The organism is Pseudomonas artemisiae (assembly GCF_057128685.1).
The window spans coordinates 43,345-57,378 of record NZ_JBSKHS010000014.1 but is presented as its reverse complement, the minus strand read 5'-3'; the positions used below and the strand labels follow the sequence as shown (position 1 = coordinate 57,378).

The window sequence follows — 14,034 nt, the reverse complement described above, 5'->3', positions numbered from 1 at the left end:
CGCGGGCCCAGCCAGCGCCCTGAAGGTTACGCCCGGGGCCCTTGGAGAATCTTGTAGTAAATGGAAGTGGGCTGGTAAGTGCCATTGGGGGAACAGGCGTAATCGGGGATTTGCCCCAACCTTTGGTAGGCCAGCCCACGGTAGAAGCCCTCGGCACCCGAACCGGTTTGCGTGTCCAGCACCAGCAACCCCCGGGCTTGCTGGCGCGCTTCGCCCTCTAGAACCGCCATCAGCTGCGAGCCCAGGCCATGGCGGCGGCTGTCGCTACGTACCATAAGTTTTTGCACTTCGGCCCGGTTCAGGCCGTTGGGCTTTTGGCACAACGCAAGTTGTACGCTGGCCACTACCTGCTCAGCGAGCACCACCACCCACAGTACCCGGCTTCCTTGATTTAGCTCGGCCTGAACGCCATCAAAGTAAGCATTGGCCTCGGCTGCGCTCAAATCCTCTAGAAACCCAATGGAGGCACCGCCTGCTACGGCATCGAGCAACAGCTCTACCAGGCCTGCGCGGTAATGGGCAAAGCTTTCAGCACTAACGCGGCGCAGTTGCGCGGAATTCATAGGGTCATTCCTGAGGGGGCTGGGCGCCGGGCTGGAGTGTCAATTGCATAAAGGTAAGGTCCAGCCAGCGGCCAAATTTTAGCCCGACTTGGGGCATTTGCCCGGTAATGTTGAAGCCATGGCGTTCGTGCAGGCGGATAGATGCCGCATTGCCGCTTTCGATCGCGGCCACCACTACATGCTTGCCACAGCCCCGGGCCCGCTCCAGTAGCGGCGCCAGCAACTGGGCACCTACCCCCAGGCCGCGTTGCCCGTCACGCACATACACGGAGTTCTCTACGGTATGGCGGAAGCCATCGAAGGGCCGCCAGTCGCCAAAGGAGGCGTAGCCCAGCACCTGGTCGGTGTCGTCGACCGCCACCAGAATCGGATAGCCCTGCCGTTGACGCAGGGTGTACCAGGCCTGGCGGTTGGCCAGGTCTACTTGGTAGTCATTCCAGATAGCCGTGGTATTGACCACCGCATCGTTATAGATGCTAAGGAGGCCGGGCAGGTCGGCGGGGGTGGCGTCGCGAATGTTCAGGGTCATCGATAACCTCAAGCGTGGCGCTGGTGACCGCTCACCAGCTTTCGTACCACGGCCAACACCTGGCTACCGTTGCGCAGCCAGGCGTCTTCCATGGGCGTCGAGGACTATAACCCAAGGCAGCGCGCGCTGCCTGTTACCGAGGCTGTGCCGGTGAAAGCGTGCGCTACGCGGGCACCGCGCCTCGACGCATCCAGCGCAGCACACCGTATTCCAGCATTGCCACGACAGCCAGCGACGCCCCTACCAGCGGGAACATCACACCAATGGCGAGCATGACCACCACGGCGGTTTTCCACAGAGGCAAACCGTGGCGCAATGGCGGTACGCCCAATCCCCCCACCGGGCGGCGCTTCCACCAGATCACCAAGCCGCTGACCGAGCCCAACAACACCATCAGGCACACCAGCAGCACCAACAGTTGGTTGACCAGGCCAAACATCTTGCCTTCGTGCAGCATCACGGCCAGCTCCGTGGCCCGCGCCACAGGGCTGTAGTGGGCGTAGCGCACATCCACCAACACCTTGCCGGTGTACTGGTCCACGTGCAGGGTAGCGTCGTTATGGGGGTCATCGGCGAATACTGCCACCGTGTACACGCCGGTGCCGGTCTTTGGCAGTGTAATGCTGTAGCCGGGGTGCACACCCGCGCGCTCGGCAGTGTCTACCACCGCTTGCAGCCCTACTTGCGGCGCGGCCGGGCCGCTGTGATCGTGACCATGCCCCATATGCTCGGCATGGGCGCCACCACTCATGGGCATGGGCGTGGTTTCCAGCGCCCACGGCACGGTCTGTTGGCTGGCATCGGCGTTCAGGCTACGGGCCTTGAGGTCCGACAGGGGAATGTCACTGAACATCCCTACCGGAAAGCGGTTCCACAGCTCGGCATACTGCTTGCCCCAGATGCCTGTCCAGGTCATACCGGTGATTAGCATGAACAGCAGGCCCAGCGACCCCCAGAACCCAACCACGGCATGAAGGTCGCGCCAGAGCAGCCGGCCCCGGCTACGCAAGCGTGGCCAGAATACTCCGGCGGCCCCAGTGCCTCGGGGCCACCACAGGTAAAGCCCTGAAACCACCAGTACGATACCCCAGCCGGCAGCCAACTCCACGATCGCGTCTCCGACCTTGCCGATCATCAATTCGCCATGCAGCGCCCGGGCAATAGCTTGCAGGTTGTAGTGGCTGTCCTGGGTGCCCAGCACCTGCCCACTGTAGGGGTCGATGAACAGGCTGAGCGTGTTGCCAGCCACCGTGAGCATGAATTGCCCGCTGCTATCGGCGGTGGCGGGTGGCAGGTATTGGTCCACGCTGGCCTGAGGGTACGTGTCCCGTACTTTCGCCAGCAAGGTATCGGCCGACAATGCATGAGCCTGTGGCTCGACATGCATCAGCTCGGGGTACATCAAAGGGTCCAGTTGAGGCTTGAACAGGTAAAGCATACCGGTCAAGGCCAGCATGATCATCACGGGGGCGACCAGCAGGCCCGCATAGAAGTGCCAGCGCCACGCCAGATTATAGAAGGTTTTCATGAATGATCCTTGGGCGCGGGGCCCACGCAGGGTGCCCTCACGCACTGAATAAGACGTCCACGTAGGTCACAGCCGCCCGATAGCCCCGGCGGCTATGACCTACGTGGTGATAAACGCTTAAACCAAGGCGGACATGGGTGGCGCCCGAGTGCGGGCCCCGGGGAAGACAGGCTGAACCCCATGGCCTTGTAGCGCCTGTACCAGCAGCCGCAAAGTGATCAACGGGGGCGTATCTGCCCGTAGCTGAAGGCTCTGGGGCAGGGCAGGGCAGTGGAAGAACAAACTGCAATAGCCACAGCGCTCCCACAGCGGATGCAGCGTGTTGTCACCGCCTTGGGCGGCACCTGGCTGGCAATGGGGTTGCGCCATGGTCATGGCGGGGTGGGCAGCCATTGACGTAGAGGTAGCCGCGGCCATGCCATGGTCCATGGGCATGGCTTGGGAAGCCAGCGGGCCGATGAACATCATCAGCACCGCGAACAGACTGACCCAAGCGCTAGCGCGGCCGCGCCTGCCCATCCGCATTAGCCACCTGCTCCAACGTCGTCGACGCCTGCTGGCGGGTTGGCGAGTACCCGCACCCGCACCTGCACGGTGCCCGCGCGCTGGAAGTGCAGGGTAAGCGGGAAATTGGAGCCTTCCGCCAATTGGCTGCGATCACCCAGCCCCATTAGCATCACGTGGCTGGCAAAGGGTGCAAAGCGTACTTGCCCTGCCGCGGGGATGATCACCGCGTTGACCTGCTGCATTTTCATCATGCCATCGGCGCCCACATGCTCATGCAGCTGCGCTTCGGCCGCCACCGGGCTATCCACGCTCAGCAGGCGGTCATCAGCCATGCCGGTGTTGCGCACCGTAAAGTAAGCCGCGACCGTGGGCGCGTTGGGGGGGAGGGCTTGAGACCAAGGCCGCAGTACCTCCAGCGAACCTGCGCGGTAGCTGTCGGCATGGCTGGGCCCGGCCAGCAGCGCCAAGCCAAACGTGCAAAACCACGGCAACATGCGCCAGAGGCGGGTCATTGGACGTATTCCGAAGCAAGGGGAAAAGTGCCTGGTATTTAGCCAGAAGCGCGCGACGAAGTAAAAACCACAACGGTTACTCCACGCGCATAAGCGTCTCGATCAACGTTTGCGCCTCAAGGAACTCCCGGTCAACGGGGGGCAGCGGTGGCCGGGCCAGCATCAATACCGGCAGTTGGCGCTCGCGGGCCACCTGCAGCTTAGGCTCTGTTGCGCCACTGCCGCTGTTCTTACTGATCAATACATCGAAGCGGCCCCGCTCGAACAATGTTCGTTCTGCTTCCAGCTCGAACGGCCCTCGCGCGCCTATTACCTCGCAGCCTGGGCTGCCGGGGTGGGGATCGAGGCAGCGCAGGGTCCAGTGCTGGTGCGGCGGGATAGCAGCCATGTGCGTTAGAGGCTCGCGGCCCAAGGTGAAAAAGGGCCGGCTGAAGGGGGCCAGCAAGCGAGTCAGCCCGGCCCAGTCGTCGAAGGCGCGCCAGTCGTCAGCTGGGCCGGGCGCCCAGCCTGGACGGCGCAGTGCCCAGCAGGGGATACCCACTCGGCTCGCGGCCAGGGCGGCGTTATGGCTCATGCGCGCGGCGTAGGGGTGAGTCGCGTCCACCACCAGCCCGATGCCCTCGGCCTGGATATAAGCGGCCAGCCCTTCAGCACCCCCATAGCCGCCTACCTTTACCTGGCACTTCAGATCAGTAGGCACACGACCTACGCCGGCCAGGCTGTATACATGGCGGGGGCCCAGGTGCCGAGCCACGCGCAGGCTTTCGGCAACGCCACCCAATAACAACACGCGGGTCACCAGGGGCCCCCGGCGCGGCCTACCACACCACCTTGGCGGTCGATGGCGATCACTTCCATATCGGTGTGCGAGGGCACGGTACGGCGGGCGAAGGCCAACGCGTGCCGACACACTTTGTCTCCCAGGGGGACGTTTTGCGCAAGGGCCAAGGCCAAGGCCTGTTGGCTGGTATTGGCGCCGCGGATGCTGGCTTGCAGGGCGTCGCTCGCGCCAAGGGCGGCTGCCCAACTGGCCAACAGTGGCAAGTCTATGGCCGAATGGCGGCTGTGCAGGTCCATATGGCCAGCGGCCAACTTACTGATTTTGCCAAAGCCGCCACATAGGCTCAGCCGGGCCACGGGCACCTTGCGCAGGTGCTTGAGTACCGCGCCAGCGAAGTCCCCCATCTCGATCAGGGCGATGTCTGGCAGCGCGTAGAGGCGGCGAATAGTGTCTTCACTGGTATTGCCAGTGCAGGCGGCCAGGTGGGCGTGGCCATTGGTATAGGCAACGTCTATGCCTTGGTGAATAGAGGCAATATAGGCCGCACACGAGAAGGGGCGCACGATACCGCTGGTGCCCAGGATCGACAGCCCACCTAGAATCCCCAGGCGTGGGTTCATGGTTTTCAACGCCAATTGCGCGCCATCGCGTACCCCTAGGGTCAGCTCGAAGCCACCTGAATAACCTTGGGCAGCGGCCAACTGGGTGAGGTGCTCAGTCATCATCTTGCGCGGCACCGGGTTGATTGCCGGCTCTCCTACCCCCAGCACCAGGCCTGGGCGGGTCACCGTGCCCACGCCTTCGCCTGCCTTGAAGACCACGCCAGGGGTAGGAGTGAGGCGTACCTGGGCGTGTACCAACGCGCCATGAGTCACGTCAGGGTCGTCGCCTGCGTCTTTCAAGGTGCCGGCTTCGGCGCCTCCATCACTGAGGGTGCGGCAATATTCCAGGCGCAGGGTCACCAGGCGGCCCTTCGGCAGGGTGACTTCCACTGCGTCATTTACCTGGCTTCTCAACAGCAAGCTGGCAGCCGCCAGGCTCGTGGCCGTTGCGCAGGTGCCTGTGGTCAGCCCACTGCGCAGTGGCGCGGGGTGTTCGACGGTTTCGTTACGCATCGGTAGGCTTGAGCGAGTCGAGTAGCGTGATCGGCAGCGCTTGGCGCCAAGTGTGGAAGTTGCCCAGGGGTTTGACCTGAGCCACCTGCACGCGCACCAACTCGCCGCCATGGCGCGCCTGCCAGTGAAACAGGGCCATCTCGCTTTCCAGGGTCACAGCGTTGGCCACCAGGCGGCCACCAGGCTTAAGGGCGGCCCAGCAGTGTTCCAATATACCGCTTAGGGTTACTCCACCGCCGATGAAAATGGCATCCGGGCGGGGCAGGCCCTCCAAGGCAGCCGGGGCGGGTCCCGCGATCAGGCGCAACCCTGGCACGCCCAAGGCATCGCGATTGTGCTGGATCAGGGCTTGGCGCCCGGCGTCGGCCTCGACAGCAATGGCCTGGCAACTGGGATGGGCTCGCATCCATTCGATGCCAATGGAGCCGCAACCAGCGCCTACGTCCCACAGCAGTTGCCCCGGCAAGGGCGCTAGACGGCCTAGGGTCAGTGCCCGCACGTCGCGCTTGGTCAATTGCCCGTCATGCTGGAAGGCCGCGTCCGTCAGCCCAGGCACGCAGGCCAGGGCGCGAGCGTTTGCCTCGGCCATAAGTGTTAGGCCGATGAGGTTGAGGGCTTTCGCCGGGCGGTCCTGCCAAGCGTGCGCGGTACGGGTATGGCGTTGTTCTTGCGGGCCGCCGAGGTGTTCGAAGACGTCCATCACACTGGCGCCGTACCCGGCTGAACACAGCAAGGCCGCCACCACAGCGGGCGTATTGCCGTCGTTGCTGAGCACTAGCAGCCGCCGACCGTCGTTTAGGTAATGGTTGAGCTGGGCAGGTGAGCGGGCCACCAGCGACACTATAGGTGTATCAGCCAAGGGCCAGCCCAGACGGGCCGCTGCCAGGGAGGCCGAAGAGGGCGCGGGCAGCACGCGCAGTTCGGTGGCTGGAAGCTTGCGAGCCAGGCTGGCGCCCACGCCATGGAACATAGGGTCGCCGCTGGCCAGCACGCACAGGGGTTGACCGCGCCGCTCCAATACAGGGGTCAGGGAAAAAGGCGTGGGCCAGGCCAGCCGCTCGGCGCCAAGGCAGGGCGGCAGCAGGGCCAATTGGCGAGGCGCGCCTATGATCAAGGGGGTATCGAGCAAGGCCCGCCGGGCCTGCTTGCCGAGGCCCGGATAGCCTTCTTCGCCAATACCGACAACTGTCAGCCAGGGCAACATGAAGGATCCTCAGGAGTAATCCGACAGGCAGGATTTTCATGCCTTCGGTCAAAGCAGGCATAATACCGCGCGCTTCTGCTCAGAAGTGCCTTTATCACGACTTCCGGGTGATCTTTTGAACGAGCCATTGCCGGCCCAACCGCTTGCCTTACCCCCTGCCAGCGCCTGCCCAGGCTTGCTGCGCCTGGTAACGGCGCGCGATGGCGGCTTGTGCCGGGTCAAACTCCCCGGCGGCGCCCTGACGGTAGCCGGTGCCCATGCTCTGGCGCAAGCAGCGCGGCGTTTGGGTGACGGCGCGCTGTACCTGACCAATCGCGCCAACGTGCAGCTGCGTGGCGTTGCCCCAGCCCAGCAGCAACCCTTGATCGACTATCTGATGGCGGCAGGCCTGGGGCCCGCTTCGGCCGGCGCCGATGATATCCGTAACCTGATGCTCAGCCCCATGGCCGGGCTAGACCCGCGGGCGGTCCTGGATACCCGCCCGCTGGCGGCCAGTTTGGTGGAGGCGTTGGAGCAGCATGCCCAGTTCCATGCCCTGTCTCCTAAGTTCTGCATTCAACTCGATGGTGGCGAAGCGCTGACGGTACTGGGCCATCACCATGACCTGTGGCTGTCACCACTATGGCTGGAAGGTGAGTTGCACATGGGGCTAGGGCTGGCCAGCGGTCTCGGGCAGGCGCCGGCCGTGGCGGCAGTGCCTGCCAAGCATGCGCTGGCGCTGGTGCTGGCGGTACTCCAACGATTTTTGACCCTCGCCGGGCCTCAGCCTGGGCGGATGCGCGATCTGCTTTCGCAACACACCGCTGCGGCCCTGTTCGAGGCCCTGCCGCTGCCGCTGCGTCATGGGCCTTGGCCTTTGCCCGCATCACGACCTACCCCCGCGCCCTTGGGGGTTCACGCTCAACGCGAGCCGGGCCTGGTAGCGATAGGCGTTGCCCCGGAGCTGGGGCGGCTACCCGCAGAGGGCTTGGAGGCCATGGCGCGCCTGGCGCAGGAGCAGGGTAATGGGTTGCTGCGCCTTACCCCTTGGCAGGGGCTGTTGATACCGGATGTGGCGCGTGCCTTGGCGAGCCAGGTACAAAGCCAGGCTCGCCACGCAGGGCTACTGACCGACCCGGCCGAGCCTCTGGCATCCACTGTAGCCTGCACAGGTGCCGCCGGTTGTGCCCGTGGCCTGTCGGATACCAAGGGCGACGCCCGCCAGTTGGCCAGCCTGCTTGGCCGCGCCATACCGGTTCACCTGACCGGCTGTGCCCGCTCCTGCGCGCGGGCCACGGTGGCGCCTGTCACCTTGCTGGCAGTGGCACCCGGCCGTTATGACCTCTTTTATCGCGACCCCTCATGCCCAGGCCTTGGCCGGCGGGACGGGCGCAACCTTAGTGTGCAAGAGGTGGCGACACAACTCGCCGCCTGCTCTCGGAGCCTGTTCGATGATTGACTATATTCGCGATGGCCAGGCGATCTATCGCAATTCCTTCGCTACCATTCGCGCCGAGGCCGACCTGAGCCAAATCCCGCCGGACCTGGAAAAACTCGCGGTGCGAGTCATTCATGCCTGCGGCATGGTGGATGTGGTCCAGGACCTGCGCTTCTCCCCAGGCGCAGGTTCAGCGGGCCGCCGGGCGCTGGCCACGGGCGCGCCCATCCTCTGTGATGCCCATATGGTAGCCGAAGGCGTGACCCGCGCGCGTCTTCCGGCCAATAATCCGGTGATCTGCACCCTGAAAGATGAACGCGTGCCTGGGTTGGCTCAAAGCCAAGGCAATACCCGCTCCGCCGTGGCCCTGGAGTTCTGGCGGCCCTACCTGGAAGGCAGCGTGGTGGTCATTGGCAACGCCCCTACCGCGCTCTTTTATTTGTTGGAAATGCTCGACGCTGGCGCGCCACGCCCGGCGCTGATCCTCGGCTTTCCAGTAGGCTTCATCGGCGCCGCCGAGTCCAAGGCGATGCTAGCGGCGGACAGCCGTGGCGTGCCCTATGTGGTCGTCACCGGGCGCCGGGGCGGTAGCGCCATGGCGGCGGCGGCGGTCAATGCCCTCGCCACGGAGGTGGAATGATGCCGCCGGGGCGTTTGTTGGGCCTGGGCGTAGGCCCAGGAGACCCGGAGCTGATTACCATCAAGGCATTGCGCCTGCTGCGTGAAGCGCCCGTGGTGGCCTATTTTGTGGCCAAGGGCAAAAAGGGCAATGCGTTCAGCATCATCGAAGAACACTTGCAGCCCGCCCAGACCCTGCTGCCGCTGGTCTACCCAGTGACTACCGAAGCGCTGCCAGCACCCTTGTCGTATGAAGAGGTGATTGCGCGGTTTTATGATCAGGCAGGCCTGGACGTGGCCGCGCACCTTGAAGCCGGCCGGGACGTAGCCGTGATCTGTGAAGGTGACCCTATGTTCTACGGGTCCTATATGTATCTGCACGATCGCCTGGCTCAGCGCTATAACGCCGAGGTGATCCCCGGCGTGTGCTCCATGTTGGGGGGGGCCGCAGTGTTGGGCGCGCCCCTGGTCTATCGCAATCAAAGCCTCTCAGTGCTCTCAGGCGTGCTGCCGGAAGAGGAGCTCAAGCGCCGCCTGGCTGATGCGGAGGCCGCCGTGATCATGAAGCTGGGCCGCAACCTGCCCAAGGTGCGCCAGGTGTTGACTGAGCTGGGCCTGGCCGAGCGCGCCCTCTATGTGGAGCGGGCAACCATGGAGAACCAAAAGATCGTCCCGCTGGCAGAGGTTGACCCTCAGTCGTCGCCTTATTTTTCCCTGGTGATCGTGCCCGGCCAGCGGTGGCAGGGATGAGCACACCCATGCCTCTAGCCATCGTGGTGTTAGGGCCCACCGCATTGCCAGTAGCCCGGCGCATCCAACAATGCCTGCCCGGCGCGCCCGTGTGGGGGCTGGAAGGCCGGGTAGAGCACGCCGACCACGCCTATCAACGCTTTGGTGACACCCTGCGCGGCTTGTACCGCGCGGGCACTGGCATTATTGCCGTGTGCGCGGCGGGTATTGTGATTCGCGCCTTGGCCAGCGTATTGGGCGAAAAAGGCACCGAGCCTCCGGTGCTGGCCGTTGCTGAAGACGGCAGCGCCGTGGTGCCTTTGCTTGGTGGATTGGGCGGGGTGAATGACCTGGCCCGGCAAATCGCCTGCGCGCTGGAGGTGGCCCCGGCCATCACGACCAGCGGCGAGCTGCGCTTCGGTACCTGCCTGCTCAACCCGCCCGCAGGCTATGTGCTAGCCAGCCTGGAACAGGGCAAGCATTTTGTGTCTGACCTGCTGGCCGGGCGACCGGTCAAGGTGGAGGGCCATGCGCCTTGGCTGAGCGCGGTGGCCTTGCCCCTGGCGGCAGAAGCCGACCTGACCATTCGAGTAAGCCCTTCATTGAGCCAGGGCGAGGGCGAGTTGCTGATTCACCCTCGCAGCCTGGCAGTGGCCGTGGATACGGCCGGGCCGGAGTTGCTAGGTCAGATAGAGGCGGCCTTGAGCGCCGGTGGCATGGCACAGGCGGCCTTGGCGTGCCTGTTGGCACCCCCGGCCTTGATGGGCTCTACCCACTTGTTAGAGGTCGCCCAAGCGCTGGGCGCCGATGTACGTTTCGCTCAGCAAGGCTCTCCAGCCCAGGCCCTGCGGGCACAACTGCCCCAGGCTCAACACACGCAGTGGGCAGGCTTGGCGGTCGCGGTCAATCCAGAGCCATTGACCGCCGACAACCTGGGCCAGCGCCGGGGAAGCCTGGCCGTAGTGGGCCTGGGCCCTGGGGCTCGCGAGTTCATGGCCCCCGCGGTGCAAGCCGCGTTGGCCGCGGCCCAGGATGTGCTGGGTTACGAAACCTATGTGAACATGGCCGGCCCGTTCCGCGCCGATCAAGTGCTGCATTGCACTGATAATCGAGAAGAGTTGCAACGCGCTCGGCACGCGCTGGAACTGGCGGCCAGTGGCCGGGCGGTGGTGGTTGTGTCTTCCGGCGACCCAGGGGTATTCGCCATGGCCTCGGCGGTACTCGAAGCCCTTGAAGGCAGTACCGACCCAGCCTGGCACGCGGTGGCCTTGTGCATGCTCCCTGGTGTCTCGGCTTGCCTGGCGACCGCAGCCTTGGCCGGCGCGCCCTTGGGGCATGATTTTTGTGTCATATCCCTCTCGGACAACCTCAAGCCCTGGTCAGTGATCGAGCAGCGCCTGGACCTGGCCGGCCAGGCAGACTTGGCCATGGCGTTTTACAACCCGATCTCAAAGGCTCGGCCTTGGCAGTTGACCCAAGCGCTGGAAGTGGTACGCCGCCATCGTGAACCCTGTACGCCCGTGGTCCTGGGTCGAGATGTAGCCCGCCCTGCTCAGCGGCTTCGCGTAGTCACCCTTGGGGAGTTGACCGCGGACATGGTCGACATGCGCACCATGGTCATCGTTGGCTCCAGCACGACCCGGCTTATCCCTCGGGCGCAGGGCGCGCCTTGGGTGTATACCCCGCGATGGTACCCCACGGCCCCTGGCTCGGAAGGGGCTGGCGGCGGGTCGAGATAGCATCCTTAAGGCTAGCCAGGCTCTACTTCATTGCGATTACTGTCGCGCCGCGCTACCCAGTGGTCGATCAACTCCCGCAATTGGGACATTTCCACGGGCTTGGCCATGTGCCCGTCCATGCCGGCCAGGCGCGCGCGCTCTTTGTGCTCGCTCAGGATATGCGCCGTCAGGGCGACCACCGGGGTACGATGGCGTCGCGCGCCCAACTCCCAGGCCCGCAGTTGCTGAGTGGCTGAAAAACCGTCGAGGATAGGCATTTCGCAGTCCATCAGCACCAGATCGTAGCGCCGGGCCTTCATGGCGCGCAGGGCTTCCTCGCCATTGCTGGCGGTATCAGGCTGCAGGTTGAGTTTGCCCAGCATGCCACGAATCACCTTGGTGGAGATGCTGTTGTCTTCGGCCACCAGAATCCGAAAATCCGTGGGCACGTTAGAGGTTTCACCCGCAACGGGGTAAGCGGCCTCGGGTAGGCTGACCGCGGCCAACGCCCGTTGGGACAGCTCATCGGCCAAGGTTGTACGCAGGGTATAGCCGGCTACGGGCTTAGCCAGAATACGCTTGACCCCGGCGTTGCGCGCGATGACCTTGCTGGGCGCGTTGCTGATACCGGTCAGCATAATGATCAAGATGTCGTGATTGAGGCTAGGGTCTTCTTTGATCTTTGCGGCCAGCTGCATGCCGGTCATGCCTGGCATGTTCTGGTCTAGCAGCACCACGTCGAAGTAATCGCGCAGATGGGCCTTGGTGCGCAGCAAGGCCAGGGCTTCCTTGCCTGAGTTAGCGGCGCTGACATTCAGGCCCCAGGCGCTGCATTGCTGTACCAAAACCTTGCGGCACGTGTCGTTATCGTCCACTACCAACACCCGGGCGTCCTTGAGGCCGGCATCCAGGTCGGGGTGAGTATGCTCCATGCGCTGAGGGTCCAGCGGCAAGGTAAGCCAGAAGGTGCTGCCCTGATGAGCGCCGCTTTTGATGCCGAATTCGCCATTCATCAAGCCGATCAACTGACGGGCGATCAGCAGGCCCAGGTGGCTGCTGCCTGGCTTGTTGCTCGTGAGCAGGTCCTGGCTGTGCAATTCGGCATGCAACAGGGCATCCCTCTCCTCGGCAGGCAAGGCCTCGCCGCTGTCTTGCACTGCGATCCGCAGGCGAGGTGGGCCGCTGCGCTGGTCCAGTGCGGCGGCGACCAGTACCTCACCGGCTGTTGTTTTCTTCAACGCGTTGTCCAGCATGGCCAGTAGGGCCTGGCGCAGGCGCGTAGGGTCCCCAGTGATCACCCGGGGCACCTGGGGCTGGGTAAAGCTGATCAGCTCCACGTTCTGCTGTTCGGCGCGGGCCCGGTAGATGTTAAGGCACTCGTCGATCAAGGCGTTTAGGTCGAACTGCACGTCGTCCAGTTCGATCTGGCCGGATTCGATCTTCGAAATGTCCAGGATTTCGTTGATCAGCGTGAGCAGCTCATTGCCTGCGCTGTGAATCGTTTGCACATAATCACGTTGCTTGACCGACAGCGGCGTGCCCAACAGCAGCTCGGTCATGCCCAGCACGCCATTCATGGGGGTACGGATTTCATGGCTAAGCTTGGCCAGGAATTCTGCCTTGGCGTTGGTTTCGGCGGTGCTGGCGGCCAGCTCCCGGCTGGCGCTGTAGCGGTCTTCGCTGATGCGCCGAAGCCGAGTGGTCAGCGCAAGGTTGAGCATCGCGCCACCGACTACCGCACAGCCCAGCATGCCGTAGATCAGCCACTGTACTGGCGTACGGGTAAGGCCCAGCATTGCCGGCAATACCACTAGAAAGCCCAGGCTGCACAGCGCCATGGCCAAGGTAAATAGCCGGGCGGGCGGGTAGCCCTTGTGCCAATGCCAGGCCGAGACCACCAGCATGCACACGCAGGTCAGGGCTACGGCCGCATAAGCGGTAAAATTCAGTGGCAGTGTGTCCAGGAACAACAGCAGCACGCTACACAGGCCGATCAGCCCAATCAGGCCCATCACCAAGCGTTGCAGGCGCGGAGCAGGGCGAGCAGCGAAGAACCTTAGCGTGTACACCAGCGCGAACTCCGCCCCAAGCAGCATGGTGAAATAAGCCAAGGGCGTGCGCGCCGAACTCCAACTGCTCATCCAGGGCGTGCCCAGGTTGACCAGAATCATCGCGCTGACCAATACCATGGCCTGGCAGGCCCCTAGCCACAGGCTGCTGGCCGAGTGGCTAAGGGCATAGCGGGCGAAGTTGTGCAGGATCAACATGGCCATACAGCCGAGCAGCAGCCCGAACAACAGCGCCTGGTTTTGTTGGGATGCCACTTGCAGGGCCGGCTCCAGGCTGATACCTGGGCGCATCTGATGCTCGCTCACCAAGCGCAGATAGAGGTCCACGGGCGCCTGGCTGATAGGAACAGGCAGCAACAAATCACCACTGTGGGAGGGCGGTGAATGCTGGCGACCCGCGCCGCTGCCCAAGTGCTCCACCTGATCATCGCCGACGAAAGCATAGAGGTCGAACTGGGCAAGGTCGGGCGCGAACAGGCGCACGACCTGCTCATGGGGCGAGGGCATCAGGCGGTAGCGCAGCCATAACGCGCTTTGCGGAGGCGCGGCATTGAGCTGGCGAAGGTCAATGGGAGCAAACTGGCTCTGGTAGCGCTCGGAACGTACGTCGCTCAGTTGCAGCCCGGCCTGGTCGTCCACCAGCATGGACCAGCCACTACCCTGATCGGCATAGGCCGGCGTCAGGCAGGTCAGTAACAGCCCGATCAAGAACAGCAAGGCGGTCCTGAGCCGATCCACGGGGAA

The 14,034-nt window shown here is 64.0% G+C and carries 13 protein-coding genes; 4 read left to right on the top strand and 9 right to left on the bottom strand.

Features of this window, described 5'->3' with window-relative positions; genetic code table 11:
• Positions 1-26: 26 nt before the first annotated feature.
• The 8 genes from ACWKV4_RS16225 to cbiE all read right to left on the bottom strand — a co-directional run bounded on the left by ACWKV4_RS16225 (position 27) and on the right by cbiE (position 6,739).
• Positions 27-563, bottom strand: a complete 537-nt coding sequence (locus ACWKV4_RS16225; RefSeq protein WP_483833120.1) for an N-acetyltransferase family protein — start codon at positions 561-563, stop codon at positions 27-29.
• A gap of 4 nt (positions 564-567) precedes the next feature.
• The gene (locus tag ACWKV4_RS16220; RefSeq protein ID WP_483833119.1) at positions 568-1,092 is read right to left on the bottom strand and encodes an N-acetyltransferase family protein; all 525 of its coding nucleotides are present in this window, start codon (positions 1,090-1,092) and stop codon (positions 568-570) included.
• Between the two features lie 163 nt (positions 1,093-1,255).
• Positions 1,256-2,620, bottom strand: coding sequence for a PepSY-associated TM helix domain-containing protein (locus ACWKV4_RS16215; RefSeq protein ID WP_483833118.1), 1,365 nt, complete (start codon positions 2,618-2,620; stop codon positions 1,256-1,258).
• 117 nt (positions 2,621-2,737) lie between these two features.
• Positions 2,738-3,139 carry a DUF2946 domain-containing protein gene (locus ACWKV4_RS16210; protein WP_483833117.1) on the bottom strand — a complete coding sequence of 134 codons (402 nt, stop codon included), beginning with the start codon at positions 3,137-3,139 and terminating at the stop codon, positions 2,738-2,740.
• Between the two features lie 5 nt (positions 3,140-3,144).
• On the bottom strand, positions 3,145-3,639 hold the full coding sequence (locus ACWKV4_RS16205; RefSeq protein ID WP_483833116.1) for a copper chaperone PCu(A)C: 495 nt from the start codon (positions 3,637-3,639) through the stop codon (positions 3,145-3,147).
• 76 nt (positions 3,640-3,715) lie between these two features.
• Positions 3,716-4,438, bottom strand: coding sequence for a cobalt-precorrin-6A reductase (locus ACWKV4_RS16200; protein ID WP_483833115.1), 723 nt, complete (start codon positions 4,436-4,438; stop codon positions 3,716-3,718).
• Positions 4,435-5,535: a cobalt-precorrin-5B (C(1))-methyltransferase gene (locus ACWKV4_RS16195; protein ID WP_483833114.1), complete on the bottom strand. Its 1,101-nt coding sequence runs from the start codon at positions 5,533-5,535 to the stop codon at positions 4,435-4,437. The genes ACWKV4_RS16200 and ACWKV4_RS16195 overlap by 4 nt, the downstream gene beginning before the upstream one ends.
• A complete protein-coding gene (cbiE, locus tag ACWKV4_RS16190) occupies positions 5,528-6,739 on the bottom strand; it encodes a precorrin-6y C5,15-methyltransferase (decarboxylating) subunit CbiE (RefSeq protein WP_483833113.1) in 1,212 nt (403 codons plus the stop codon). The genes ACWKV4_RS16195 and cbiE overlap by 8 nt, the downstream gene beginning before the upstream one ends.
• A gap of 115 nt (positions 6,740-6,854) precedes the next feature.
• Here cbiE and cobG point away from each other — a divergent pair, with 115 nt between their 5' ends.
• From cobG to cobJ, 4 genes are read left to right on the top strand one after another with little or no spacing between them, the layout of a single operon-like run.
• Positions 6,855-8,177: a precorrin-3B synthase gene (gene cobG / locus ACWKV4_RS16185; protein WP_483833112.1), complete on the top strand. Its 1,323-nt coding sequence runs from the start codon at positions 6,855-6,857 to the stop codon at positions 8,175-8,177.
• Positions 8,170-8,796, top strand: coding sequence for a precorrin-8X methylmutase (locus ACWKV4_RS16180; RefSeq protein ID WP_483833111.1), 627 nt, complete (start codon positions 8,170-8,172; stop codon positions 8,794-8,796). Before cobG ends, ACWKV4_RS16180 begins: the two co-directional genes overlap by 8 nt.
• The gene (locus tag ACWKV4_RS16175) at positions 8,793-9,524 is read left to right on the top strand and encodes a precorrin-2 C(20)-methyltransferase (protein ID WP_483833110.1); all 732 of its coding nucleotides are present in this window, start codon (positions 8,793-8,795) and stop codon (positions 9,522-9,524) included. Before ACWKV4_RS16180 ends, ACWKV4_RS16175 begins: the two co-directional genes overlap by 4 nt.
• Positions 9,525-9,532: 8 nt before the next feature.
• Positions 9,533-11,242 (top strand): precorrin-3B C(17)-methyltransferase, encoded by a 1,710-nt coding sequence (cobJ, locus tag ACWKV4_RS16170; RefSeq protein ID WP_483833109.1) that lies wholly within the window; start codon positions 9,533-9,535, stop codon positions 11,240-11,242.
• An 11-nt stretch (positions 11,243-11,253) separates the two neighbouring features.
• Here cobJ and ACWKV4_RS16165 read toward each other — a convergent pair whose 3' ends face one another.
• Positions 11,254-14,028, bottom strand: a complete 2,775-nt coding sequence (locus tag ACWKV4_RS16165) for a response regulator (RefSeq protein WP_483833108.1) — start codon at positions 14,026-14,028, stop codon at positions 11,254-11,256.
• Between the last annotated feature and the right edge of the window lie 6 nt (positions 14,029-14,034).